Source organism: Capsulimonas corticalis (genome assembly GCF_003574315.2).
In the GTDB taxonomy this organism is placed as follows: Bacteria; Armatimonadota; Armatimonadia; order Armatimonadales; family Capsulimonadaceae; genus Capsulimonas; species Capsulimonas corticalis.
The window spans coordinates 7556301-7581061 of record NZ_AP025739.1 but is presented as its reverse complement, the minus strand read 5'-3'; the positions used below and the strand labels follow the sequence as shown (position 1 = coordinate 7581061).

Here is a 24761-nt window from a genome sequence, read left to right as displayed (position 1 = left end):
AGGGCGGCGGTTAAGCCTGCACGCGCGCGATTTGCGCCGTGAGCTTGTTCAGGATCTCGCGAATGACGGCGTCGGTCCCGATGCCCTCGGCTTCGCCTTCGAAGTTCAGAATAATGCGGTGGCGCAGCGCGGCGGGCGCAACGGCGGAGATGTCGTCGAATGCGACGTTATACCGGCCGTCGAGCAGCGCCCGAATCTTCGCCGCCTTGATCAGCGCCTGCGCGCCGCGCGGCGACGCGCCGAAGCGCACGAACTGGTTCGTAATGTCCGGCGCGGTCTCCGAGCGCGGGTGGGTCGCGAGGATGATCCGCACGGCGTACTCGCGCACATGGGACGCCACCGGCACTTCGCGCGCCACCTGCCGCATCATCATGACTTCAGGACCGGTCAGCACTTTATTGACCGTGGGCGTTTCGGTCCCGGTCGTCCGGTCCAGAATCGCGGACAGCTCGGCGAGCGTGGGCGACGGCACGATGAGCTTGAATAAGAACCGGTCCATCTGCGCTTCGGGCAGGGGATAGGTGCCTTCCATCTCGATCGGGTTTTGAGTCGCTAGGACGAAGAACGGCTCCTCCAGACGGTGCTGCACGCCGGCGACGGTCACGGCGTGCTCCTGCATCGCTTCAAGCATGGCTGACTGCGTTTTGGGAGTCGCCCGGTTGATTTCGTCGGCGAGCACGATCTGCGCGAATACCGGCCCGCGCTGAAATTGGAAGATCTTTCGCCCTTCGGCGTTCTCCATCAGAATATTCGTGCCGGTGATGTCCGCCGGCATCAGATCCGGGGTGAACTGCACGCGGTTGAACGTGAGATCCAGCACCTCGGCGAGCGTGCGCACCAGCAGCGTTTTTCCCAGCCCCGGCACACCCTCCAGCAGCGCGTGTCCGCCGGAAAGCAGACAGATCAAGACGCCGTCGACGATGTCCTGATGACCGACGATGACCTTGCCGACTTCGGCGCGGACCCGGCCAAAATTGTTCTTAAACTGGATGACGGCGGATTCGTCCATGTGTGCGCGTGTCCTTTGGAGTGCGATTTCTCTGATGCGATCGTCCACCTTGGGGTGACCGTCGCGGATTTCTTATTGGCCTTGCAGCGAATCGAAGTACTTTCGGACGTCGCCTTTGTACGCCGGCGGGATGTCTTCGTTGTCCATTGCCTTCTCGGCTGACTGCTTGGCGGGGGCGACGTAGTTGTAATAGGGCACCTTGCTTTGCGCGCCGGGGCTGTTGCCCGCGCCAGGGGCGGCTTTTACCAGGGGACCGAGGCGTCCGATGCCTTCTTTGCCCGCGCCCGGCTTGCCGAGGTAGATGCGGGTGTTGCGCTGGAGCTTGCTCTGGTCGAGACTCTGGAACTTGCGCCCTTCGCCTTCGAACTTCGCCGCCTTCTGCGAGCTGGACTGCTGGCCCTGTCCGGCCTGCTTCTTGCCGCCCTGACCGGCTTTGTTCGCCGAGCCGCTTCCGCCGCCGTTCTCATAGCCCGGTTCGCTGCTTTGACCTTGCCCCTGACCTGGCTGCTTGCCTTGTCCCTTGCCTTTGCCGTATCCCTGACCGCTTGCCATGCGGTCCATCGCCTGCTGCTGCGCGGACGAATTGCCGCCCATCTGGCCGTTCGGGTCTCCGCTGGAGTCGCTTTCGGAATCGGAGCTGTCTCCGGCCTGATCGCTGCTCTGCGAGTTGTCCACTTCGCTGGCGCTGGAGGAGCGCGCCATTTCGCCCTGGCTTTTGCGCAGCGCGTTCTGCGCGTGCTGCATGGCGTTCGCGTCCTTCTGCTTCTGTCCTTCTTTTTCCGCGGAGTCGGCGGCCTGGCGCATTTCGCTTGCGGCCTTTTGCTGGTTGCCTTCACGCAGGGCGTCGGCGGCGGCCTGCGCGTGCTTCTGGGTCTCGGTGAGCGGGGTGCCTTGGAGCGCATTGGAGAGCTTCTGCATGTCGTTCGCGGCCGCTTCGCGGTCCTGCGGCGACATCTGCCCCGACTCCGTGCGCTTCGCCAGCTGGCGAAGCTGTTCGCTGAGCGACTTCGAATCGCCCTGCTTCAATCCTTCGGCGGCCTTTTTCATCTCCGGCGTCTGGAGGCTTTTCGCGGCCTGGGCGGCGGCGGCCTCGGCGGACTGGCCGTTCTGCGCGCCGGGGACGTTGAAGTTCTTCGAGGCGTTCTTGTCGCCCGATTTGTTCCCCGCCTTGCCGTCCTTCGCGCCCGGTTTGCCCTTGTCGGCGCTGGACGCGCCAGCTTGCTTGTCTCCGGGATTCTGCGGGTTTTGTCCGGCGGCGCCGGGATTGCTGAGCGCTTCGGCTAACTGGCGTCCGGCTTCGGAAAGGCTTTTGCCGCCGCCGTTCGCCGACGCCTGCGGGCCTTGCAGCTTGCGCTGGAGGTCGGACATCTCCTGGGTGAGCTTCGAGTACCGCTTCAGCGCTTTTTGTTTGTCGAGATGCCCGCGCGCCATGACCTGACCGAGTTTGCGCATTTGCTGGGCGACGTGGCGCGTGCCTTCCAGGTGCTGCATCTCTGCCTGTTTCTCAATCAAACGCGCGCGCTTCTCTAGCTTTTCGCCCTCTTTTTGGACGACTTCCCGCTCGGCGATCAGTCCGGGGGGCGTCATGCCGGGAAAGCGCGGTAAGAGAATCACGGCGATCAGGACGAGCGAGGCGGCGATCAGCGCCTTGGTCTGCCAGGGCAGCCGAAACGGCGCGGCGTCGCTGGCGCGCAGACCGCGCGCGTGGGCCAGCGCGTCCTGCTGCTGAAGGCGCAGCAGCATCGCCTGATCGGCGTCGATCTCCTGGCGGCCAAACCGCTCGAACTCCAACGCGGATGAAAAGCGCTCCTTCAATCCCAGGCGCACTTCGGCCATGCGCGCGGCCTCCATGGTGGAGATGGGCTGGGAGAAGGCGGTGATGGTGGCGACGCCCACGCCGACGAGGATCGCGAAGGGGATGAACCACTCCAGCATCAGCCAGTCGGGGACGAGATCGAACTTGTCGAGGGCGACGATCATCAGCGACAGGCCGACTCCGACCAGCGCGCCGAGCGACGCCTGGCGGATCCAGCGCTCGCGGCGCAGTCGTCCCTTGACTTGCCTGAGTGTGGAGGAGATCGCGCCGGATTGGATTTGGGGCTGCTGGAGTGTCGCCATGACTATGTTCCCTCTGTAGGGTTATTATACGCGATTGAGGAGGGAATTGGTTCGCCGCGCGAATTCGGGTTGACAAACCGCGCGCCGGTCGGTTACAGTAACCGCATGCAAACCCCCTCCGAAATCGAAGCGATCACACAGGACGTGATCGACAAATACCAGAAACACGTCAATCCCACCCAGGTGGCGCTGCTGAAGATCGGCGGCTTCGACCATATCGAGCATCAGGCCGAAGGCGCGACCCTGACCGACCTTGAAGGCAACACATATATCGACTGCCTCGGCGGCTATGGAGTCTTTTCGCTCGGGCACCGGCACCCCAAAGTCGTGGCCGCCGTCAAGCGCCAATTGGACTTCATCCCGATGGGCTCGAAGACATTTTTGAACAAGCCGCTCGCGGACCTTTCGGCCAAGCTCGCCGAGATCACGCCGGGCGATCTCCAGTACGCGTTCCTCTGCAACTCCGGAACCGAGGCGATGGAGGCGGCGCTGAAGGCTGCGCGGATGGCGACCGGCAAGACGGACTTTATCGCCACCCACGGCGCGTTCCATGGCAAGACCCTCGGCGCCCTCTCGGCGACGGGGCGCGATCTGTTCAAGGCGCCTTTCGAGCCGCTTGTCCCCGGCTTCCATCATGTCCCCTGGAACGACGCCGACGCCGTCGCGGCGGCCGTGACCGAGAAGACCGCCGCCGTGATCATCGAGCCGATCCAGGGCGAGGGCGGCATCCAGATGCCGAGCGACGGTTACCTGCCCGCCCTGCGCCGAATCTGCGACGAGCGCAATCTCTTATTGATTGTGGATGAAGTGCAGACGGGGCTGGGGCGCACGGGCAAGATGTTCGCCGTGGACCACTGGGGCGTCGCGCCCGATATTATGACTCTCGCCAAGGCGCTCGGCGGCGGCGTGATGCCGATCGGCGCGATGATGGGGACGGCGGCGATCTGGGACAAGGTCTTCCGCGAGAACCCGTTCCTGCACTCCAGCACCTTCGGCGGCGGCGAGCTGGCCTGCGTCGCGGGCCTGGCGGCTATCCAAGCCACCCAGGAAGAGGATCTGCCGGGCCGCGCCCTCGAAAACGGCGCGTATTTCCTGGCGGGCCTGCGCCATGTCCAGACACAGTTTCCCAACGTCCTGCGCGAAGCGCGCGGGCTGGGACTGATGCTGGGCGTCGAATTCACGGACAGCGACATCGGCAAGCTCGTGATCGGAACCATGATCCACCGAGGCGTGATTGCCGCCTATACGCTCAACAATCCGAAGGTGATCCGCTTCGAGCCGCCGCTCGTGATCACCAAAGCGCAGATCGACACGGTGCTGGAGGCGTTCTCCGCCGGTGTCGCCGAGGCGCTGGATCTGCTGGGCGATCTGCTGGACGACTGACGGGCGCGTTCGCATTCCCGCGCCCAGGGTGACCGATTATGATGCATTCGAATCTCACCACGATCGGCGTCATTGTCTCCCATTACGACTCGGCGTTTCTCAGCGAGTTCCTGGAAGCGCTTGCCGGCGTCTGCCGGAGTGAATCGCTGGGGATGCGGGTGTATCGCACGCAGCAGGGCGACCGGGCGGCGGACACGCTGCGGCATTTGGAGCGGTCACCGGACGAGGAGCGGATCATAATCCTCGGTCAGCCGCAGCAGAATGCGCGGGAACTGGCGGCGTCGCTGGCGATCAAGACCTATCGGAGCTTGACGATCGATACGCTCGTCCCCGGCGCGTCCAACTCTTATGTCGGAACCGACAACGCGCTGGGCGTCCGTATCGGCATGGACCACCTGATGGCGCTGGGACATCGGCGTATCCTGCTGCTGATCAATGAACCTTTGGAGGCGGAAACGGTGCGCGCCCGGCTGCGGGAGTTCAAAGCCGTCGTCGCGGAGCATGGCCTCACCGGCTGCGGCGAGTTTTACTGCGGGACGCAGTTCTGGGACCACTCTTCAGAGATCGTCTATCGCCGGATGCCGGAGATCTGGCCGCAAGACGTTCCGTTCACCGCGATTTTCACGACATCGGACGCCGGCGCGTGGGCCGCGCTGCAATGGTTTTCGGAGCACGGCGTCCCAGTCCCGGATCGCGTCTCGGTGCTGGGATTCGATGACGACGCGCCCAGCCGGACGACGACGCCCCCGCTTTCGACCGTGGGGCATCGGGTGGCGGAAATGGCCCGGCAAGCGGTCTCCATTCTGATGGGAGACACGCCGGTTACCGTCCTAACGCCACCCGATCTGGTCGTTCGGCAAAGCACCGGGCCGCCTTACTTATTTCCCGACGCCAGCCCGCTTTCTGTCAAGAACTTGTAGCTCTGCTTGACCGCCTCGGTCATATCGGTGTCGCATTCGTCCAGCTCCACCACCAGCCACTCCAGCACGTTCGGATCGGCGGCGGCGACAATCGGCGCGAAGTCGAGCGTTCCGCTGCCCACCGCGACATGCGCCTGGCCCTGGACTCCCGGACCATCCTTTATGTGCAGCAGCGGCAGTCGCGCGGCGTTGCGCGCGATCAGGTCCGCGACGTTCAGCCCGCCCACCGCGACCCAGTAAACATCCAGCTCACCGAAGAGATCCGGGACCGCCTCCAGCAGCGTCTCGTAGGCAAGGCGCCCGTCAATCGTCGTAAACTCCCACCAGTGATTGTGAATTCCGAACTTCAGCCCTTCGGCCTTCACCAGCGCGACGGCGGTTTGGAACCGATCAATCGTCTGCGTCAGGGCCTCGGAATCTTTAAAATCATCCGGCCCAAAGCCGCTGATCAGCAGCGAATTGCCCAGCGTTTTTTCGGTGTCGGCCAGTTCGTGAATATTTTCCGATGTCGGGAAGCCGACATGGCTGCTGCTGGTCTTCAGACCCAGATCGGCGAGCTTCGCCGCGACTTCCGTCGCGGTCTTGTCGTGCAAGCCGGCGAACTCAACGCCTTTGTAGCCAGTTTCGGCGAGCATCTCCAGCACGCCGAAGAAATCCTTCTTCGCTTCTTCGCGCAGCGTATACAACTGAATGGAAAGGGGAGTGGACATAGAAGCCTCATCACAAGAATTTGTTCGATGGGGCGCTTCTTCCATTTGCGCGGGGCGATATCCTGCCTGAAGCAAAACGATTTTCCAGGGTATGTCATCCGGGGTCTCTCGAATTAGGCAAGAGAATTCATCGCGTCCGTCGAATAAATCGCCATGAGCAGCACACCGTTTCAGCCGCCGACCGATTGGGAAGCCGTCTACGCCGTCAATCCGAAGACTTATGTCTTTGGCGACGAGCCGAGCCAGATCGCCCGCACCGCCCTCCACTTTTTCACAATGTTCGGCGGGGATCCTCAAAACGCGCACGCCCTGGACCTTGGCTGCGGCGAGGGGCGCGACACGGCGTATTACGCCGCCGCGGGCCTGCGCGTGACCGCCCGTGATATCGCGCCGACGGGACTCGCCAAGCTCGGGGCGTTATTGCAGCGCGGCGGCGTCGACCCAGGACGAGTCGATACGGCGCTCGGCGACGTACGCGAATTCCACTATCCCGTCGCCGCATACGACATCGCTCTCGCCGCCAATGTCTACCAATTTCTCACGCCCGAAGAAGGCCCCGCGCACATCGCCCGGCTGAAAGCGAGCGCGAAGCCGGGCGGGATTTGCGCGGTCGGCGTGTTCAGCCCCGCCATGCTTGCCTGGGGCGCGCGGGTCGAAGACCGTTATCTGGCGACGGCCGACGACCTCGCCGCCTTCTTCCCGCGTCACGAGGGCTGGCTGCTGCTGGACCGCACGGAGTACTGGACATATCGCATGCAGGAAGACACGATGGCGTCGTTTGCCTATGCAGTCGCACGGCGAGAGGCGTAAGACGCCCCGGCCCCCTGTGGGGGTCGGGGGGCATCCCCTAAACCAACGCAAGCTCCTCCTCCTTCTCAACAATTGGCGCCGCCTTCGGCGCATCTGGCGGCGTTTTGCCGTCGAGGATACATGTCACCGTCATGTCGCCCATTACCGTGACGGCGGTGCGGCAGCGGTCGAGGAACCAGTCCATCGGGAGCAGCAGCGGGATGTATTCGGCGGGGAGGTGGACGGCGGCGAAGACGGCGAGCATGGTCACGAGGCCGGCTTCGGGGATGCCGGCGGCGCCGACGGAGGCGATGATCGCCATGAAGACGACGATGACTTGCTGGCCCAGCCCCAGATGCATCCCGAGAGCCTGACTGATGAACAGCGCCACCATCGCCTCGTAAAGCGCCGTGCCGTCGTGGTTGAACGTTCCGCCGACCATGACGCCGACTCCCGCCGATTCTTCGCGCACGCCCATCTTATCCTTGACACAGCCGTACGTGATCGGCAGCGTCGCGGCGGAGCTGGCGGTGGAGAACGCCATCATCAGAGCGTCCGTGCCGCCGCGCAGGAAGCGGCCGGGACGAACCCACGAGCTGAAACGCAGTCGGATGAGATAGAAGGTCGATTGCAGGGCGAGCGCGAGCAGGACGCAGATCACAAAGGCGCCCATCGAGAGGATCGGCTGGATGCCCGAGGTCCCAACCGTCCGCGCCACCACCGCGAAGACCGCGATGGGAACGAGATCAAAGATCCAGTGCAGGATCACCATGACGAGCTGAAAGCCGACGTCCAGCGCGCTTTCGACGTCTAAGTAGGCCGTCTTGCCCTCGGTCTGCTGGCGCTTGCGGACGATCCGCATGGCGAGGCCGAACGCGACGGCGAGGATGATGATCGAGATGATCTCATTTTTCTGGAACGGATCGATGAGATTCGCGGGGATCTTGTCCAGCAGATCGCGCGCCGGATCGAAGGGCAGCGTGCTGATCGTGGTCGTCGGCGGGTGCAGGTGCGCCCACTTGCCGGGCTGTATGACGTTGACGACGATCAGGCCGATGATGATCGCGACTGTTGTGTTGCTGATCAGCAGATACGCGAGCCGACCCGCCGTGCGTCCGTTGACGTCGGCTTTGAGCAGGGCGTGCGCGACGGCGATAAAGATCAGCGGCGTCGCGAGCAGGCGCAGCATTTGCAGCACCAGGTCGCTGAACGGTTTGAACGTCTGCGCCCGGTGACCCAGCAGCTCTCCCGCCACAATACCCAGGGCGAGAGAAATCATGATGCGGACATAGAGCGGCGTGCGTCGATACAGGCCCAGAAAACCCCGGGCGGGAGTGTGGTCGTCGGAAGCAGGCGGCTGGTGACTGGACATGGACTTCTCCTCCATCGTATTGTCGATGGAGCATCATCCCACGCCACCGTGAAATGTGCGTGAAATCCGCGCAAAACGCAAAAATAAATTTAAATTTTGGTCAAACCCATCTTTTGACGAAGCAGGGCGTAGCGCGCATCGCTTCGCAGGGAGTCGAACGCAGGCGGCGCTTCGCCGAAAAATGTCAGCGCGCCATCATGCGCGTCATACGCCGTTTGCAGCCATCGAAAGGCGCTGTCTTTGTCGTCTAAACCCACGTCGATCACGGCCATGCAGAACGGCGAGACATATTCGCGTGCATTGCGGCGGCGCAGTTCGTCGCGGATCGCCAGCGCTTGATCGCGCCGGCCGCTTTCGGCGTAGTTCTTGGCGAGAAACGCAAGGAATAACGGCGTGCGATGCGATCCCGCGACCGCCCGCTGAAGGTCGCCCTGAGCCTCCGAGCGCATGCCGGCCTTTTCCCGGGCCAGCGCTCGCCAGAAATACGCGACGGTGTAGCCGGGATTCAAATTCAGCACCTCATCGTATTGCCGCAGCGCCTGATCGTAGCGTCGCTCATGGTAGTAACGACCGCCCAGGCTGGTCTCGATGATAAACGAGAGCGGGTCTTTTTTGAGGGCGACGCCGATCTCATCCATGCTTTCGCGGTCGCGTCCTTGCAGCATCAGATACAGCGAGCGCCAGTGGTGCGCGGTGGCGTAGTCCGGGCTGAGCTGGATTGCTCTGGTAAAGCTGTCGTCGGCGGCGCGCCAATCGCGGCGATACACCATCGCTTCCCACGCCTGCGACGTGCAGGCGGCGGCCATGGCGTCGCTGTCGCCGCCGGCCTCTTCGAGCGCTTTGGCGGCCGCGAACCTCGCCTTTCGGGACGCCGTGTCCGAGTCGATATAGCCGTAATAGCCGAGGACATTGTAGGCGTCCGACTCGCCCACGTAAGCCGGCGCGTAATGGGGATCGCGCAGGATCGCGCGGTCGAAAAACGTGATGGCGTGCTTGAGACTGTCTTCAGTGCGCTGGTTCCAGAGATAGCGTCCGCGCAGATAATCGTCGTAGGCGGCGAAATTGTCCGTGGATTTGCGGGCGATCTTGTCCTGCTCGCCGCTGGACAGGCGAAGGCGCAGCGAGGCGGCGACACGCTGGGCGACGTCCCGCTCGATCTCCAGCACCTCGGATGCTTTGTAGCTTTTGTCGTACTCCTCGGACCAGATCACGCGCTGGCTGCGGGCGTCCACCGCCTCCACCACCACGCGCAGCCGCGAAGCTTCCTTGCTGACATGCCCCGTGATCAGCGTTCCGACGTTCCAGTCCCGCGCCAGCTCGCCGCCAGACGCAAGATCGGTCTTGATCCGCGCCGCCGACATGCGCCCGATCACCGTCAGCGCCCCGATGTTTCCCAGGGTATTCGTCATTTCCTCGGTGAGACCGTCCGCGAAATAAGCGTCGCTGGCGCCGTCGCTGCTGCTGATATCGAACGGCAGCACGGCGACGATCCGGCGATCTCCCGGGGCTGGCGCCGGCTTCGGAGGGTGGCTCCGCCAAACGAACGCCGCGCCAATGAGCACCGCGCAAATCAGCAGCGCCGCCACGGCGCGACGATGGTCTGCTCGCGGCAAGGTCTGCGGGGGAAACGTCGCGGAGGGCAGGGGATCAGCGGCGGGCGCGGCGGCCTCGCGCACGGGCGGCTCCGGCTCGCCGAGGGGCGGCGGGAAGCTGGGGGCGCCCACATGGGCCATCACGGGCGTCGATCGCAGCGTTTCGACGAAGGCGCGCGCTTCTTCCGACGGCGCCGTATCCCACTCCTGGCGCAGGATGCGCTCCATCTCCCGTCCTTGTTTTAGCGCGTCGGACGTACGCCCGGCGGCGGACAGCGCCCGCATCAAACAAAGGTGCGTCGCTTCATCGCTGGAGTCGGCGGCGACCGCCTGCTTCGCTACCGCGACCGCCTCCGTATGGTCGCCCCTGGCGGTGAGCAGCGGGGCCAGCTCCATCAGCGCGCCGCCATGCGCTTCGGACAAACGCCGCCGCGCGTCCAGCGCGAACTCTTCATAAAACCCCGGCAGCGTTTCACCCTGATACAGATCGATCGCGCCTTGCAGCGCCGTACGCCTCGCTTCCGAGTCGCTTGTCTTACGAGCTGTCCGAAGCAAGGCGTCGAACTCGGCGGCGTCGGTCGTGACGGTTTCGGGATTGAGGCGAATACTCGTGCGGTCGGTGATGAGAACGGAGCACTCCGGCCCCGTCTCCGAGCCCGCCGGCTCCAGCACCCGGCGCAGCGCGGAAAGGCACTGGCGCAGCCGTGTCCGCGTCACCTCCGGGTCTTCCTCCGGCCAGAGCATCTCCGCCAACTGCTCGCGCGTGGACGCCTTCGGCAGAGTCAGGGCGAGGTACGCCAAGAGCGCGGCGGTCTTGCGGGTCTCGAAATGGGAATATGACGAATCCCCGTGGAGGACTTGGAGTTTCCCCAGGAGCTCGATCCGCCAAGGTTTCGACATGGTCAACTCCGTGGTCCGGGGCGATGGCGAACTATTCTGGGGATTTTACCCGGAAAGTGTGATTGGGTTATGATTTGTGTTTGCGCTCGCCCGAGTGACCTGGCCCGGCGCTTCGCGTGCTCCCTGGCAAACCCACCCCCGCGCTTCGCGCGACCCCTCCCTCGGGCGGTAAGGGTGAGTAAGATTGCCTCTTACGGTGGACACCTGCGAACACACACACTGAAATCACCCTTCCCGGCGACGGGGGGGGGCGGCCGAAGGCCGGGGGTGGGTTTGCCAGAGAGGGGAGCGGGTTTGCAGGATCGCAAAAACTTTTGAAACTTTCCCCCATTCCCGTCGTAATGGATGGCAGAACGCGGCCAGACCGGCCGCCATGGAGGTGGATCATGACGATCGGGGATATTCTGGCGGTCATCGCGGCGGTATTGGCGACGGCGGGCGCGTGGGGAGCGCTGGTGCTGATGGTGGGTTTGCTGTGTCCGGCGCGGACGGAGCGGGCGCGGGCGGCGATTGTGGAGCGGCCGGGGCGGTGCTTCGCGCAGGGGCTGGGCGTGGCGGTGGTGCTGGGCGTGCTTGGCATCATTGTCGGGCAGAGCGCGGCGGGGCCGCTCAAGATTATCGCGGGGGCGTTGTGGGGTTCGCTGGCGCTGATGGCGGCGCTGGGCGGCGCGGCGATCGCGCAGATCGCGGGGGAGCGGATTGGGAATGTGGGAAGCCATATGGCGCCGTTTGCGCAGCGGACCCGCGCGGTGGCGCTGTTTGTGGGCGCCGGGCTGACGCCGATCGTCGGATGGTTCGTGGTGACTCCCGTCGCCGCGCTGATCGGCATCGGGGCCGCCGTGAGCGCGCTGAAGGCGCAGGACCGCGTATCCGAGCCTGTCGCGGCGACGCCGGTGTTTGGGGAGATCGTGCGATGAGCCTCACACGCCGACGATTCCTGGGAGTGGGCGCCGCCGTGGCGGGCGCGGCGGCCCTGTCGGGATGCGAGAGTCTGGAAAGCCATTTCGCCAAGCCGCCGCCTCCGCCTTCCGATGCGCTGCCGCCCGGGCCGATGGGCAAGGTTTCTGAAGCGGCGCGTTTGCTCAGCCGAGCGGCGTTCGGGCCGCGCCCCGGCGACATCGCGTATGTGGAGCGCATCGGCGCGGCGGCGTATCTGGAAGAGCAGCTCAAGCCCGACTCGATAGAGGAGCCGGCGTTTCTGAAGTGGCGGCTGCGTTCGCTCGGCGACAGTCTCAATCCCGATCCGGGGTTGTTGTTCGATGAGGACAATCGGCGGTTGATCGCGGCGCTGCGGCAGGCGACGATCCTGCGGGCCGTTTACAGCCGGCGGCAGCTTCAAGAGCGCATGGCGGAGTTCTGGTCCGACCACTTCAATATTTACGCCTACAAAAACGACGGGGCGCAGCTGAAGATCGTCGACGACCACGATACGATCCGCGCGCATGTTCTGGGGAAATTTCGCGATCTGCTCGGCGCCTCCGCGCGCTCGGCGGCGATGCTGGGCTATCTGGACAACGGCGTCAATCGGCGCGGCGCGCCCAACGAGAACTATGCGCGGGAGCTGATGGAGCTGCATACGCTGGGCGTCCACGGCGGCTACACGCAGCGCGATGTCCAGGAAGTCGCCCGCTGCCTGACGGGCTGGACATCGCAGCGGCATTGGAAACGCGGCGCGTTCCTGTTCGACAGCGACGCCCATGACAACGGCGTCAAGACCGTCCTTGGCGTGACGATCCCCGCCGGCGGCGGCGTGCGCGACGGCGACCGGGTTCTGGACATCGTCGCCGCGCATCCCGCGACGGCGCGCCATATCGCGTATAAGCTTTGTATGTACTTTCTGGGTTCGGCGCCTGATGCGCTGGCGGCGTCCGTCGCGAAGACCTTCCAAGACACCGGCGGCGATATCGCCTCGCTCGTGCGTTTGGTGCTGAATTCCTCCGAAGTCCAGACCAGCGCCTATCTGTTCAAGCGGCCTTTTGATTACGCCGTCAGCGCCCTGCGGGCGCTGGATGTGGATACCGACGGCGGCGAGGGCGTTCAGGAGCACCTGGAGAAGATGGGACAGCCGCTCTTTGGGTGGCCGATGCCCAACGGCTATCCCACCCAGCAGGGCGCGTGGCTGGGCGGTCTGCCGCCGCGCTGGAACTTCGCGCTGGATCTGACGCAGGGCCGCATGGTGAACACCAAAGCGCCGTTCGACGCCCTGGTCGCCACGGGACGCGCGGCGGGCTTGAACTCTGTCCAAGCGCTTGCAAGTTTGACCTTCGGCCGCGCCGCGCACGATCCCGATACGGAGAAGCTGATCGCGCGTTTTCCCAAGGCGATGGACGCGCCGGCGCAAGCCGCCTGCTTGTTGATGTCGCCCGAGTTCCAATGGAGATGACCATGTCCATCAGTTCACCCGCACGCCGCCAATTTCTCGGCCGCGCCGCGCTCGCCGCCATTCCCGCCTTTCTGCGGCCGCGCACGGCTCTTGGCGCGGTCGGGCTCAATACGGAGCAGCGCGCGCCGGATCACGTCCTTGTCACGATCTTTCTGAGAGGCGGCGCCGACGGCCTCAGCCTGGTCATTCCGCACGCCGACGACCACTATCACCGCAGCCGGCCGACTCTGGCGCTCGCTTCGCCCACGAAGGGAAGCGGGACGGGCGTCGCGGACCTGGACGGCTACTTCGGCCTGCATCCGGCGCTGCGCCCGCTGCTGCCCCTCTATCAATCGGGACAGATGGCGATTGTTCACGCCTGCGGTTCCGGGGATCAGACCCGGTCGCACTTCGAGGCCATGGCGACGATGGAGCGCGGTCTTTACGGCGCCCAGGGGCCGGCGAGCGGATGGATCGCGCGGCATCTGGTGTCCGCGCCGTGGCGAAACCCATCGCCGCTGCGCGCCGTGGCGCTGGGGACGATGGTTCCCGACGCTCTGCGCGGAGCCGCCGGCGCCAGCGCGCTGCAGGATGTCGGCGACCTCAATCTGCACGATCTGGCGTCAGTTTCGCACGCACAGCTTCACGAATGCCTGCATTCGATGTACAATACCAACAGTGGCGCGCTGGCGACGGCGGGATTGGAGACGCTCGGCGTCCTCCGAACGCTGGAAGACGCCGCTGCGGCGCCCTATCATCCGTCCAACGGCGCCGCTTATCCGACCGACGATCTTGGGCATGGTTTGATGCAAACGGCGCTGCTGATCAAAAAGGGAGTCGGGGTCGAAGCCGCGTGTCTGGACCACTACGGCTACGACACGCATGTCGCGCAGGGCGGGTCGATCGGGCTTCTCGCGGGGCAGCTGACGACCCTTGGCGCGAGCATCGCCGCGTTCGCCAAAGATCTGGGGCCGGAGCGCTGGGCGCACACCACGGTCGTCGTGCAGTCCGAGTTCGGACGGCGCATTGAGGAAAACAGCGGGGCCGGGACGGACCACGGCCGCGCCGGCGTGATGTTTATCCTGGGCGGACACGGGGTCGCGGGCGGCCGAATCCATGGCCGATGGCCGGGGCTGGCGCCCGATCAGCGCGATGGGCCGGGAGACTTGCATGTGACGACCGATTATCGAAATGTTCTGGGGGAAGTGCTGGCGCGGCGCGCCGGCAACGGCAATGTCGGGGCTGTCTTCCCGGGCCTGCAATTTACTCCGATGGGAGTGACGTATGCGTGAGCTGGTCTTACGCCCACTCTGGACCGCGAAGGGGCTGATAGCGCGTATGGCGCAGTCGGGTGAGACGCGGACAATGGACGGCGCGTGGACGGACGAGGCGCTCGCCGAACGCGTCCGCGCGTCCGGCGACACGGCCGCGTTCGCCCTGCTGGTTGAGCGCTACCGTGGGCGTCTGCTCGCGCTCGCCCGCCGCATGCTCTCCGGCGCGGGGCCGGAGGAAGCCGAGGACATCGTGCAGGAGGCGTTCCTGGCGGCGTTCGATCGGCGGGCCACGTATCGCAAGGACTCCAGTTATCGTCCCTGGCTCTATCGGATCACGGTCAATCGCTGTCTGGACAAGCTGCGCGCCCACGGCCGCGCCCCCGCGACCCTGGTGCTGGACGCCGTGTGCGATCCCGCCGACCAATCCGACACGCCGCTCCAGCACCTCCTGACCGAGGAGTTCCAAGAGCGCCTGCAAGCCGCCGTCGGCGGGCTGCCGCCGAAGTACCGGGCCGTCTTTTTGCTGCGGCACCTGGACGACCTGACCTACGACGAGATCGCCGTCGCGACGGAGCTTCCGGTCGGCACGGTCAAAACGCATCTGTTTCGCGCCCGCGCCCAGCTGCGCACGGCGCTGTCCGGGTACTGGGAATCGTAAGGAATCGCTGAGAATCATGAACTGTACGCAAGCCGAACTCTGGATCCAGCAGTCGCTGGACGGGATGCTGTCCGCCGCCGAGCGCGAAAGCCTGGACGCGCATGTCGCCGCCTGCCCCGCCTGCGCCGCCCGCTGGCGCGAATACCGCCAGCTTTCCCGCGCCGCTACCCAGTGGGTTCAGCAGCCGGCCGCCATCAGCGACGACTTCACCGCGCGGCTTATGGCCCAGGTGGAAGCCCGCGCGTCCGCGCCCAGCCCCGCACGCCCCGCGCCGTGGCTGCAAGCCGCCGCCATAGCGGCATTCGCCGGCTCCCTCGCCGCCGTGGTTTGGTTCGCGCGTCCCGCGCTGCAAGGGATCCGTCTGACCACGGGCGATATCGCGCCGGACCCGCGCGTCTTGCAGACGACGCCAAGCTGGCTCCTCGACAGCGCTCGCGGCTTCTCCGGTTCGCTCACGCACCTCCAGGGCGCCGTTCCCATGTTCGCTTGGGTGCTGCCCGTCTGCCTTCTTGCTCTGGCCGCGAACCTCGTCTTGGCGCATCACGCCCGGAGGCGAACTGCTTGAATATTCGCCCCGCCTCGGCGACACGCTCGCTGCCCGCCGCCGTGCTTCTCTCACTGACCCTGGCGTCCGCCGCGCACGCCGACAACGGCGCCGGCCAGCCCTGGGCGCTCGCCAGGGCGCTCGGCGCCGGCCCGTTCGTGCTGCTGCTCGCCGTCGCCGCCTTCGCCGTGCTCTGCCTCTTCGCCATCGCCCTTGGCCGAGGCGCTCTGCTGGCGGACATCAGCGAACGCGCCTTGGAAAACTCGCGCCACGGCCGCCCGCTGCACTTCGTCTGGGGGATCCTCTGCGCCCTGTTCGTCGCGACCGCCACCGCGATCCTCATCAATATCAAACCTTTGGCCCTGCTCGGTCTCTTTCTGTTCTCCGCCGGCGCGATGCTGATCGGATGGGGCGCGATCCTCTCGGCCGCCACCCTCGGCCGCCGCGTCCTCTCGCTGCTGGGCAATGACGCCGAAGATCCTATCGCCGCCGCCCGAGTCGGTCTCCCGCTGCTGTTCTTCGCCTCGGTGATCCCTTTTGTCGGCTGGCTGCAAGCGCTGATTGCGACGGCGATGGGGGTGGGGGCGCTGCTGGAGACGATGGCGCGGCGGGATTGAACGGGGGATGGAGCGCCTATCTCTCCGCCAAGTAATGCTCCACCCGCCACACCGCCCGTCCACGTTCCGTAAACTCGTACACCCCCGCATGCCGCGTCATCAATCGCTCGGAGACCAGGCAGCGGCGCGTTCCCGAATAGTCGCTGCAGAGCTGGCTGATGAACTTGGTCAGCTCCAGCTCTCCGTAATGGCGATCCTCGGGAAGCGCCAGGATCGCTGCGTCGGGCGACATGTAGAACGGCGGCTTGGCGCCGCCGCGGATAAGATCCGCCATGCCGGGGCGGTCGGAGGGCGGGACGACGACTTTTCGAGCGCGTCCGGAGTGGACCACGTTTTTCTGGCCGCGCTTGCCGCCGAACATCGCGCTCGCGACGATCTTGACGGTGGCCGGGTCGGACGATTTCAGGAGACCGCGCAGGGTGACCTGCGCGGCCTCGTCGCCGATCTCGGCCAGGGCGATGATCGCGGCGCGGACGACCTCTTTGTCCGAATCGTCGAGGGCGCGGATGATCTCCGCCTGGAGATCGCGAAGCGCCAGCGATGTCGCCGCCTCCACGGCGGCGCGGCGCTCGGGCGCGTCGGGCGACGCCAGCGCCTTGGCGATCCAAGGGCGCGCCGAGTCGTCGTTCATGGCCGCGAGGGCGCGGAGCGCCGCCGTGCGCGTGGACAGGTCTTCGTGTCTTGTCGCATTACGCACGGCGTCCCGATGTTTCGGGATCGCGAATAGTCCCAGCGTTCGGAGCGCGGTGTTGCGCGTCTCGGCGTCGGCGGATTCGGCGTACGCGGCGACGCGGCTGGCGAGCGCTTCGATGGTTTCGGGATCGCGCAGGTCGGGCGCGGGCGGCGTCCAGCGCAGCGCCTGCGTGGAAAACCGGGTTTGCAGGGCCAAGCGCTCCGGCGAGCGCTCTTCTGCGGGAACCCATTCGGAGCGGAGCGCGCGAGCCAGGGCTTCGGCGGCAGTGAGGGCGACTTGCGGCGCTGGGACGGAATTTGTCTCAGTCGCGGCATAGGGCGCATCCAGCATCGCGGTCAGCACCTTGGCCCAGCGGGATCCGAATCGGCAGATCGTATGGAGGACGCGCGGACTGCGCCAGAGATCCTCGACGGATGTCGATTGCAGGACGCGGGCGACCAGGACGTTAAAGCCTGCGTTGCCATCGCTTGTGAGCATATTGGCGAGCAACAACTGCGTCGGATCGTCCGGGCAGGCTTCCAGAAGGTCGAGCAACAGTTGTGCCTTGCGTGCGGCGTCGGGCGACGAACGGATCAGGGCGTCCGAAAGCCAGTAGGCCTCGCGCCATGCCATTGTCGCCGGCGGGGAGACTTCGGCCTCCGTCTTGGGGCGCGCGAAGCAACGCCGCAGAATCTCCGAAGCGTTTTCCCGTAGGAGGAGATCGTCGGAAAGATACGCCGAAACGGCGGCCTCCATCCCATGGCGTCCCAGCCGCCGCAGAAGCACGGCGACATCCTCGCGCATTTCGTCCTCATGCGACGCCCGAATGAGGTCGAGATACCGTTCCGGCGAGCGCTCCAGCAGCACGCTCAGCCGCTCCATCTCGCCGGCGCCGAACAGCGTCATCAGCGCGTGAATTTCGGCGTCCACCTCGCGCCGGAACTCCATGTCCACGGGCGTTTCTTCTTGTTCCATCTCCATAACCCCTTTCAGTCGTCCGCGCGCCCGGTGCAGACGGCTCATGACCGTCCCGATCGGGATATCCAAAAACGCGGCGACATCGGAATAGGAGAGCCCTTCCCAGTAATGCAGCACCAGCACCAAACGGTCCGGCGCCGGCAGGCGATTGAGATCGTTCTGAAGCTGGCCGATGCGCGGATTGGGCGCGGCGGCGCTGTCCGTCACATCGTCTTCCAGCACGTCTACCGGCAGCCGATAGCGTGTGCGCCACCATGCCCGGCAGATATTCAGCGCCAGAACGCGCAGCCACCCGCCGAACTTCGCGGGATCCTGCAACTGCGCCAGCTTCACATACGCCTCAATAAACGCCTCATGCGCCAGATCCTCCGCATCGGTCGGATCGCCGGCGATCCGGCGGCACAGCCGCAGAATCCCCTGCTGATGGCGCTCCACCAGCGTCCCAAACACCTGCCGCCCCGCGCGAACGGCCTCCACCAATGCTGCATCATCCATGTTATTTGCTCTTCCAACTTAAGAGATGCGAAGATGGAAGTGATTATTCCCGAGATTTTGCTTTGGCGAAAAATAGACAAAGAAAAAGGCCGGCGGATTGCTCCGCCGGCCTGTGTGCTATCGAATTCAGATACCCCCCTGTGGGGCCGGGGGCATCTGAGGTCTTCTTAATCCTTCGCCCAGAACATCGCGCCGGGCTTTTCGGTCACGATGGCGGCTTCCAGGGTTTCAACGGCCTTCTTGATGCCTTCACTTGTGGAGAGCATGCTGTCTTCGTGCTCGATGGACAGGACGCCGTCGTAGCCGATCATCAGGAGGTTGGAGACGAACTCTTTCCACCAGAAGGTGTCGTGGCCGTAGCCGACGGAGCGGAAGACCCAGGAGCGGGCGGCGATGTCGCCGTAGGACTTGACGTCCAGGTTGCCGTTGATCCCCGAGTTGATCGGATCGATCCGGGTATCCTTGGCGTGAACGTGGAAGATGGCGCCGGCGGGCCCGAGGTTGCGGATGGCGGCGATGGGGTCGACGCCCTGCCACCAGAGGTGCGACGGGTCGAAGTTCGCGCCGATCTGATCGCCGGCCGCGTTGCGCAGCTTCAGGATCGTTTCGGGGTTGTACACGACGAAGCCCGGGTGCGCTTCAATGGCGAACTTGACGTTGTGCTGCTTCAGGAAGCGGTTCTGCGCCTTCCAATAGGGGATGACCTTCTTCTTCCACTGCCAGTCCAGAATGTCGCGGAACTCATCCGGCCAGGCGGCGGTGACCCAGTTCGGATACTTCGCGCGGGAGTTGTCGCCGGGGCAGCCCGAGAAGCCGTTCACGACGCCGACTTCCAGCTTTTCGGCCAGCAGGACGGCGTTGACAAACGCCTGATGGTGATCGTCGGCGATCGCTTTGTCCGGATGCAGCGCGTTGCCGTGCACCGAAAGGGAATCGAGCGTCAGGCCGCGATCCTCAATGGCTTTCTTCAGCTTCTTACGCGCGCCATTGTCCGAAATCAGCTTTTCCACGCCGCCCATATTGTCGAGGTGGTTCGAGCCTGGATAAGCGCCCGCGCCCAGCTCCACCGCTTTGATGCCGGCTGCGGCGATGATGTCCAGCGCCTCTTCGATCGGCCGGTCATGAAAAAGGGCGGTAAAGATTCCAATCTTCATGCGATATGGGACTCCTACGGATAAAATTCCTGTGTTTTTGACGTTTTCGCGGCCTCATTTTAGCAGATGCGCGAATCGTTGTCCAGTATCCAAGCTGGATTAGGCAGGTAGACACGCGGGTATTTCGACGCTGTGGGAACTTTTGCCTTCCCAGAACGCGCCAAGATGGTGTACAATACAGCCGTATCGACTTTGCGGCAGGACAACGCTTAAGTTCTTGTTTACTCACTTCCAATCTGGCAGGACGCCCGCCCTTGTACGCGCACTCGCGCGGCTGATGGCGTTTGTCTGTCTCTGGATGGGAACTGTCAGCGTCGCGCATCATACCGACGACACACGCATCGGGGGCGCGTCGCTCAGCGCCGCGGCCACAATCCATACGGCGACTCCCTCCGTCCCGACCGCGCCCTGCGCGGCCTGCGAGTGGCTGCTCAGTCTGATGCCCCGTCTTGCGGCGAACGCTCATGTGACGCTGTCCCCAAGCGAGCGCGTCGCGTTCGCCGTTTCGCCCGTTCGATTTTTCCTCCCTCGCATTCCACGCCAGGTTTTCCTGCGCGGCCCTCCTTCCGTACTGGACGTTTCCGTAGACTGTTCACTTTGATTTCGCGGCGTCTCGAAGACGCCCCCGCCCCCCACAGGGGGAGCAAACCATAGATGCGTCTGCGTGCCGAAGCCCTCACCCCCAGCCCCTCTCCCAATTCTAGGAGAGGGAAGCAAGAGAGGATTTGTCACGTTTTCGACAATATGGTTTGCGCCCCCTGTGGGGGCCGAGGGGCATCCTCGCCGCGCTCAAAGTCCGGTCTTCACCACGTCCCAACCCAATCGCTTCGTTCACCCGTGACCCATTTTTGACCTAAGAGAAAGACAGTATGCGACGCATCCATGCACGCCGGTGGGCGGTGGCGGCCACGCTTTTGGCCGCCCTGCCTTGCCCTGCTCCCTGCGCCACGCCGGCCGGCGCCGACGCGGCCAGTCCGGGCGATGAGATTTTTGATCCGAAGCGCGCGCCCGTTATCGTCGTCAAGGTGACCGCGAAGAAGCACGCCGCCGTGCCCAAGCAATCGGGCAGCACGACGACGATTACGGCGCAGTCCATTGAAAATAAAGCGAACTCCAGCAGCTTCAGCAGCATCATCGCCAGCAGCGTCGCCGGCGCGGTCCAGTCCTCCAGCGGCGACCTGCATATCCGAGGGTCGCACGGGCAGTACACGTATTATCTGGACGGCGCGCCGCTGCCGTCGTCGGTTTCCGGATCCTTTACCGATCTGATCGATCCGAAGAACATCGAGACGCTGAAAGTCTATACGGGCGGCTTCCCGAGTTACTATGGCGGCAACCTCGCGGCGGTGTTCGCCGTGAACGCAAAGGCCGGCCGGCCGGGACATCCGACGGGATTGTTTCAGCAGATCGTTCAGGGATATGAGACCTACGAGACGATTGGGCAGACGAGCGGCGGAGTGGGGCGCGTTTCGTACTTCCTGTCGGGAATTCGCGGCTCGACCGATCGGCGGCTCGATCCCGTCTCGCAGACGCCGCTGCACGATTCGGGGTCCGATTCGGTCGTGTTCGGCAAGTTCGATTATCAGGCCGGACGCAACGACAAGTTGACGATCGACACCGCGCACACGGATTCCGAGCTTCAGATCCCCAATGAGCCGGACCGGCAAGCGATCGGGCAGGACGATCGTCAAGTCGAAAACGGGACCTTCGCCAATGTGATCTGGAAGCATGACGACGCCCGGCAGAGCCTGCTCGCCGCGTTCTACAGCCACACCTCGCAGCTGCGTTACAATGGCGATCCCGTGCATGACCTGATGGCGTCGGCGGACAATCCCGATACGTCGGGTCTCGTCTCCACATTCGAGAACCAGAAGGCGAATTACGCCGGCGTGCGCACCGACTATAGTGTCCGCGTCGCGCGGCGGCATACCCTCGGCGTCGGGTTCGACGGGCAGACGGTGACCGGATCGGAGCAGTTCAAAATCCTGTCGGGGAACGGCGATGCGCCGGTCACGGACAATCACAATATCGGCGGCAACGACCAGTCGGCGTACCTTCAGGACGACTGGACGCCGGGCCGCTGGCAGATCAACTTCGGCGCGCGCTACGATGTGCATAAGGCCGTGATCGAAAGCTCCCAGCTCTCGCCGCGCCTGAATATGACCTACGCCGCCGGACCGCACGACCATTTCCACGCTTACTACGACCGTCTCTTCCAGCCGACGGCGTTTGAGGATGTCCGGCAGCTCAGCGGCTCGACGGCGATTGGGAACACCGTGGTGACGTCGATCAAGCCGGAGCGGGACGACTTCTACGAAGTCGGGTACCAGCACGACCACTCGGGCGTCACGACGACCCTCAGCGCCTATTACAAGACGGCGAAGGATGTCGTGGACGACACCGCGCTCGGCAGCACGCAGATTACGGTGCCGTTCAACGTCGAAAAGGGATATGTCCGCGGCCTGGAAGCGGCGGTCGACGGCCCGATCACGCATGATCTCTCCGGCTACGCCAACTACGCCCGGTCGTGGGCCAAGAACGCCGGCGCCATCACCGGCGGCATCTTTTCCAGCGATATCTCTCCCGGCTACTTCTACGCCGACCACGACCAGACCGACACCGCCGCCGTGGGACTCTCGTACTCCCATGGAAGCATCGGCGTCAACCTCGACGGCGAGTACGGCTCCGGCCTTCCGTACGGCCAGGACGACGCAGGGAATGTCAACTTCCTGCGCGTTCCGTCGCACTTCATCTTCAACGGCGGCCTCAGTGTCAAATCCGGACACAGCGAGATCGAGGCGACCGTGATCAATCTGCTCAATCAGCCTTACGTTATCAAACAGGCCAGCGCGTTCTCGGGACGGGAATGGGGCCAGGGACGCACTTTCGGCGTGAAGTTCACGCAGACCTTTTAGGAGATTTTACCGACCATGAATAGCTTCATGACATACATGCACCAGGGCGGCGTGATGATGTACCCGCTCATCCTCTGCGCCATCGTCGCGATCGGGATCATCCTGGAGCGGATGATCACCTTCCGCAAAGCCTCGTCCGTCGATCCGGAAGTGCTGCTCGACGACGTGCGCGAAGCGACCCAGTCCGGCGACTACGCCGCCGCCATCCGCCATATGGAAACCTTCAAGACTCCGCTCGCCCGCATCATGGCGAGCGGCCTGCGCAACGCCGACCGCAGCGCCGAAGCGATGGAGATCGCCATGGCCCACGAAGCCGCCAACGAACTGCCCGCCCTGGAAAACTATCTGCTCGGCCTCAAAACGATCATCACGATCGCGCCGCTGCTCGGCCTGCTCGGCACCATCGCCGGCATGATCTCCTCGTTCAAGCAAGTCGCCGCCGGCGGCCTCTCGTCGCCGACCGCCGTTATGTCCGGCGTCTCGGAATCCCTGATCTCTACCGCGACGGGCATCGTCGTCGCGACGGCGGCCGTCATCTTCTACAACTACTTCAGCAACTTGATCAAGCGCTTCGTCGAAGATTTGGAATACTACGGCGACGAGCTGACCAACCTCGTGACCGGACGGGTGGTGCACTCATGATGAAGATCCGCGCCCGCCGCCAGCCCGAAGAAGCCGAAATCATCATCATCCCGATGATCGACACGATGATGTTCCTGCTTATGTTCTTCATCGTCGCCAGCCTCGCGCTTGCGGTGCAGAACGGCCTGCCCGTCAACTTGCCCAAGGCCAGCACCGGCGTCCAGCACTCCGCGCAAAATGTGACCTTGACGCTCGATTCCGCCGGCAATCTGCATCTGAACACCAAAGCGATCAACGTCGCCGACGAGACCTCGGAGCTGAAGACCCTGGGCGTGACCGACAGCACGCTCGTCATCATCAACGCCGACGGCCGCGTGACGCACGGCCTGGTGACGACTGTCATGGACAACGCCCGCAAAGCAGGAGTCGAGCGGTTTGCGATCGCGACGCAGTAGGTCAACTTAGCCTGGAGCTTTGGCCGGTCCCATCGTGTGACCTACCCCGCGCCTTCGCGCTACCCCTCCCGGGTGACCTACCCCCGGCCTTCGGCCGACCCCTCCCGCGACGGGAAGGGTTTGTAAGATTGACTCTTACGAGAGCCGCCTGCGACATCGATCCGAAGCACCCTTCCCGTCTCGGGAGGGGTCGCGCGAAGCGCGGGGGTAGGTAGGACCTGGGAGGGGTCGGCCGAAGGCCTGGGGTGGGTTTGCCAGGGGTGGCGCGAAGAGCCGGGGTGGGTTTGAGAGAGGGCGAAGGCCGCTGTGCCATACGCTGTGAAATAGAACAAGGAGCCACGCAAAATGCGTCGCCGAAAAAAGGAAAAGCCGCTGCTGCCGAAGATGATCGGCGTGGCCGTCGTGATCGTCGCGGCGCTGCTGCCGCTGCTGGCGAAGCTGGGCGCGTTTAAGCCCAATCACGGTCATCGATACGACAATGTGACGCTGGTGAAGCTGCCGCCGGTCCCCAAGAAACCGGAGCCGAAGAAAGCGCCGCCGAAGAAGAAGGTAGCCGCGAAGCCGCATCCGGCGGGGCATACGGCGTCGCACGCCGCGCCCAGCCATGTGGCGCGCGATACGCGCAATCTCCCTAAGGTCGTCGCCTCTGCGGCGCCGGCCGGAACCGGCGGCGACAGCGGCGTCACCAACGATGGGACCGGGCAGGTTGGACAGGTCCCGCAGCCGACCGCGGCGCCTGCGGCGCCCGTAACGCCCGCCCCCGCGCCGCCGGTCGAGCCCACGCCTGCTCCCACGCCGCCGCCCGCGCCAGCTCCCGCGCCCACGCCGCCTCCGGCACCCGCGCCGCCGCCCGCGCCAAAGATCGAGCCGGCGACCGTCGTGTCCAAAACGGAGCCGACGATTCCGGACGACCTGCTCGATACCGACATCAATACCCAGTTCCGCGCGATCTTTACGATCCACGCGGACGGCTCGGCGACTGTCAAAACGCTGGAATCGACAGGGAACGATCGCCTGGACGCGCTGGCGCTCGAAGCCGCGCGGCGCTGGAAATTCCAGCCGGCGCGGAAGGATGGGACGCCCACGGAAAGTTACTTACGGCTGACGGTGGAGTTTCAGGTGAGTTGATGGGGTGAGACGGGGCCGCGCCACCCCTCTGTGGCAAACCCACCCTGGCCTTCGGCCGACCCCTCCCTGGGCATACCCACCCCGGCCCTTCGGGCCACCCCTCCCGCCGACGGGAAGGGTAATTAAAGAGCGT

The 24761-nt window shown here is 64.7% G+C and carries 21 protein-coding genes; 14 read left to right on the top strand and 7 right to left on the bottom strand.

Translation table 11 applies throughout. The features are described 5' to 3' along the window. Nucleotides 1-10 precede the first annotated feature (10 nt). Both D5261_RS33065 and D5261_RS33060 read right to left on the bottom strand, forming a co-directional pair. Nucleotides 11-1009, bottom strand: coding sequence for an AAA family ATPase (locus D5261_RS33065; RefSeq protein WP_119319869.1), 999 nt, complete (start codon nt 1007-1009; stop codon nt 11-13). 72 nt (nt 1010-1081) lie between these two features. Continuing rightward, a complete protein-coding gene (locus tag D5261_RS33060) occupies nt 1082-3127 on the bottom strand; it encodes a DUF8809 domain-containing protein (RefSeq protein WP_119319868.1) in 2046 nt (681 codons plus the stop codon). 105 nt (nt 3128-3232) lie between these two features. Between D5261_RS33060 and D5261_RS33055 the strand changes: the two genes are divergently transcribed. Together D5261_RS33055 and D5261_RS33050 are read left to right on the top strand one after the other, a co-directional pair. After that, complete coding sequence (locus D5261_RS33055; protein ID WP_119320280.1) at nt 3233-4510, top strand: aminotransferase class III-fold pyridoxal phosphate-dependent enzyme; 1278 nt, start codon at nt 3233-3235, stop codon at nt 4508-4510. 38 nt (nt 4511-4548) lie between these two features. Beyond that, nucleotides 4549-5430, top strand: coding sequence for a LacI family DNA-binding transcriptional regulator (locus D5261_RS33050; protein WP_119319867.1), 882 nt, complete (start codon nt 4549-4551; stop codon nt 5428-5430). Here D5261_RS33050 and D5261_RS33045 read toward each other — a convergent pair. Further along, nucleotides 5385-6140, bottom strand: a complete 756-nt coding sequence (locus D5261_RS33045; RefSeq protein WP_165863965.1) for a sugar phosphate isomerase/epimerase family protein — start codon at nt 6138-6140, stop codon at nt 5385-5387. The genes D5261_RS33050 and D5261_RS33045 overlap by 46 nt on opposite strands. Nucleotides 6141-6293: 153 nt before the next feature. Between D5261_RS33045 and D5261_RS33040 the strand changes: the two genes are divergently transcribed. Then, nucleotides 6294-6950, top strand: a complete 657-nt coding sequence (locus D5261_RS33040) for a class I SAM-dependent methyltransferase (protein ID WP_119319865.1) — start codon at nt 6294-6296, stop codon at nt 6948-6950. Between the two features lie 37 nt (nt 6951-6987). On the opposite strand, the gene D5261_RS33035 is transcribed toward D5261_RS33040, so the two are convergent. Further along, entirely contained in the window at nt 6988-8301 is a 1314-nt protein-coding gene (locus tag D5261_RS33035) for a dicarboxylate/amino acid:cation symporter (RefSeq protein WP_119319864.1), read from the bottom strand. Between the two features lie 89 nt (nt 8302-8390). Continuing rightward, a complete protein-coding gene (locus D5261_RS33030) occupies nt 8391-10793 on the bottom strand; it encodes a BTAD domain-containing putative transcriptional regulator (protein WP_119319863.1) in 2403 nt (800 codons plus the stop codon). Between the two features lie 386 nt (nt 10794-11179). Here D5261_RS33030 and D5261_RS33025 point away from each other — a divergent pair, with 386 nt between their 5' ends. Genes D5261_RS33025 through D5261_RS33000 form a run of 6 tightly spaced genes read left to right on the top strand, consistent with a single transcriptional unit; the run spans nt 11180 to nt 16248 of the window. Further along, nucleotides 11180-11710, top strand: a complete 531-nt coding sequence (locus D5261_RS33025) for a hypothetical protein (protein ID WP_165863964.1) — start codon at nt 11180-11182, stop codon at nt 11708-11710. After that, on the top strand, nt 11707-13176 hold the full coding sequence (locus D5261_RS33020) for a DUF1800 domain-containing protein (RefSeq protein ID WP_165863963.1): 1470 nt from the start codon (nt 11707-11709) through the stop codon (nt 13174-13176). Before D5261_RS33025 ends, D5261_RS33020 begins: the two co-directional genes overlap by 4 nt. A gap of 2 nt (nt 13177-13178) precedes the next feature. Next, nucleotides 13179-14447, top strand: a complete 1269-nt coding sequence (locus D5261_RS33015) for a DUF1501 domain-containing protein (RefSeq protein WP_165863962.1) — start codon at nt 13179-13181, stop codon at nt 14445-14447. After that, nucleotides 14440-15087: an RNA polymerase sigma factor gene (locus D5261_RS33010; protein ID WP_119319860.1), complete on the top strand. Its 648-nt coding sequence runs from the start codon at nt 14440-14442 to the stop codon at nt 15085-15087. The genes D5261_RS33015 and D5261_RS33010 overlap by 8 nt, the downstream gene beginning before the upstream one ends. A 16-nt stretch (nt 15088-15103) precedes the next feature. Then, nucleotides 15104-15652: an anti-sigma factor family protein gene (locus tag D5261_RS33005; RefSeq protein ID WP_119319859.1), complete on the top strand. Its 549-nt coding sequence runs from the start codon at nt 15104-15106 to the stop codon at nt 15650-15652. Next, nucleotides 15649-16248, top strand: coding sequence for a hypothetical protein (locus D5261_RS33000; RefSeq protein ID WP_119319858.1), 600 nt, complete (start codon nt 15649-15651; stop codon nt 16246-16248). Before D5261_RS33005 ends, D5261_RS33000 begins: the two co-directional genes overlap by 4 nt. Nucleotides 16249-16264: 16 nt before the next feature. Here D5261_RS33000 and D5261_RS32995 read toward each other — a convergent pair whose 3' ends face one another. Together D5261_RS32995 and D5261_RS32990 are read right to left on the bottom strand one after the other, a co-directional pair. Next, nucleotides 16265-18394, bottom strand: coding sequence for a sigma-70 family RNA polymerase sigma factor (locus D5261_RS32995; RefSeq protein WP_119319857.1), 2130 nt, complete (start codon nt 18392-18394; stop codon nt 16265-16267). Nucleotides 18395-18561: 167 nt separating this feature from the next. Further along, complete coding sequence (locus D5261_RS32990) at nt 18562-19548, bottom strand: sugar phosphate isomerase/epimerase family protein (RefSeq protein WP_119319856.1); 987 nt, start codon at nt 19546-19548, stop codon at nt 18562-18564. Between the two features lie 217 nt (nt 19549-19765). On the opposite strand from D5261_RS32990, the gene D5261_RS32985 reads away from it, so the two are divergent. From D5261_RS32985 to D5261_RS32965, 5 genes are all read left to right on the top strand, one after another. Further along, entirely contained in the window at nt 19766-20149 is a 384-nt protein-coding gene (locus tag D5261_RS32985) for a hypothetical protein (protein ID WP_301002378.1), read from the top strand. A 268-nt stretch (nt 20150-20417) separates the two neighbouring features. Continuing rightward, entirely contained in the window at nt 20418-22463 is a 2046-nt protein-coding gene (locus D5261_RS32980) for a TonB-dependent receptor plug domain-containing protein (protein WP_119319854.1), read from the top strand. 15 nt (nt 22464-22478) lie between these two features. After that, nucleotides 22479-23105, top strand: a complete 627-nt coding sequence (locus tag D5261_RS32975) for a MotA/TolQ/ExbB proton channel family protein (protein ID WP_119319853.1) — start codon at nt 22479-22481, stop codon at nt 23103-23105. Beyond that, complete coding sequence (locus tag D5261_RS32970) at nt 23102-23500, top strand: ExbD/TolR family protein (RefSeq protein ID WP_119319852.1); 399 nt, start codon at nt 23102-23104, stop codon at nt 23498-23500. The genes D5261_RS32975 and D5261_RS32970 overlap by 4 nt, the downstream gene beginning before the upstream one ends. A 345-nt stretch (nt 23501-23845) precedes the next feature. Continuing rightward, on the top strand, nt 23846-24628 hold the full coding sequence (locus D5261_RS32965) for an energy transducer TonB (protein WP_119319851.1): 783 nt from the start codon (nt 23846-23848) through the stop codon (nt 24626-24628). Nucleotides 24629-24761 lie beyond the last annotated feature (133 nt).

Bases quoted from the DNA above. Each gene is read 5' to 3' on its own strand.
- D5261_RS33005 (WP_119319859.1), top strand. From the start codon at position 15,104: ATGAACTGTACGCAAGCCGAACTCTGGATCCAGCAGTCGCTGGACGGG.
- D5261_RS33060 (WP_119319868.1), bottom strand. From the start codon at position 3,127: ATGGCGACACTCCAGCAGCCCCAAATCCAATCCGGCGCGATCTCCTCC.
- D5261_RS33015 (WP_165863962.1), top strand. From the start codon at position 13,179: ATGTCCATCAGTTCACCCGCACGCCGCCAATTTCTCGGCCGCGCCGCG.
- D5261_RS33035 (WP_119319864.1), bottom strand. From the start codon at position 8,301: ATGTCCAGTCACCAGCCGCCTGCTTCCGACGACCACACTCCCGCCCGG.
- D5261_RS33025 (WP_165863964.1), top strand. From the start codon at position 11,180: ATGACGATCGGGGATATTCTGGCGGTCATCGCGGCGGTATTGGCGACG.
- D5261_RS33065 (WP_119319869.1), bottom strand. From the start codon at position 1,009: ATGGACGAATCCGCCGTCATCCAGTTTAAGAACAATTTTGGCCGGGTC.
- D5261_RS32980 (WP_119319854.1), top strand. From the start codon at position 20,418: ATGCGACGCATCCATGCACGCCGGTGGGCGGTGGCGGCCACGCTTTTG.
- D5261_RS33030 (WP_119319863.1), bottom strand. From the start codon at position 10,793: ATGTCGAAACCTTGGCGGATCGAGCTCCTGGGGAAACTCCAAGTCCTC.
- D5261_RS33020 (WP_165863963.1), top strand. From the start codon at position 11,707: ATGAGCCTCACACGCCGACGATTCCTGGGAGTGGGCGCCGCCGTGGCG.
- D5261_RS32990 (WP_119319856.1), bottom strand. From the start codon at position 19,548: ATGAAGATTGGAATCTTTACCGCCCTTTTTCATGACCGGCCGATCGAA.
- D5261_RS32975 (WP_119319853.1), top strand. From the start codon at position 22,479: ATGAATAGCTTCATGACATACATGCACCAGGGCGGCGTGATGATGTAC.
- D5261_RS32995 (WP_119319857.1), bottom strand. From the start codon at position 18,394: ATGGATGATGCAGCATTGGTGGAGGCCGTTCGCGCGGGGCGGCAGGTG.
- D5261_RS33010 (WP_119319860.1), top strand. From the start codon at position 14,440: ATGCGTGAGCTGGTCTTACGCCCACTCTGGACCGCGAAGGGGCTGATA.
- D5261_RS33040 (WP_119319865.1), top strand. From the start codon at position 6,294: ATGAGCAGCACACCGTTTCAGCCGCCGACCGATTGGGAAGCCGTCTAC.
- D5261_RS33050 (WP_119319867.1), top strand. From the start codon at position 4,549: ATGATGCATTCGAATCTCACCACGATCGGCGTCATTGTCTCCCATTAC.
- D5261_RS32970 (WP_119319852.1), top strand. From the start codon at position 23,102: ATGATGAAGATCCGCGCCCGCCGCCAGCCCGAAGAAGCCGAAATCATC.
- D5261_RS32965 (WP_119319851.1), top strand. From the start codon at position 23,846: ATGCGTCGCCGAAAAAAGGAAAAGCCGCTGCTGCCGAAGATGATCGGC.
- D5261_RS33045 (WP_165863965.1), bottom strand. From the start codon at position 6,140: ATGTCCACTCCCCTTTCCATTCAGTTGTATACGCTGCGCGAAGAAGCG.
- D5261_RS33055 (WP_119320280.1), top strand. From the start codon at position 3,233: ATGCAAACCCCCTCCGAAATCGAAGCGATCACACAGGACGTGATCGAC.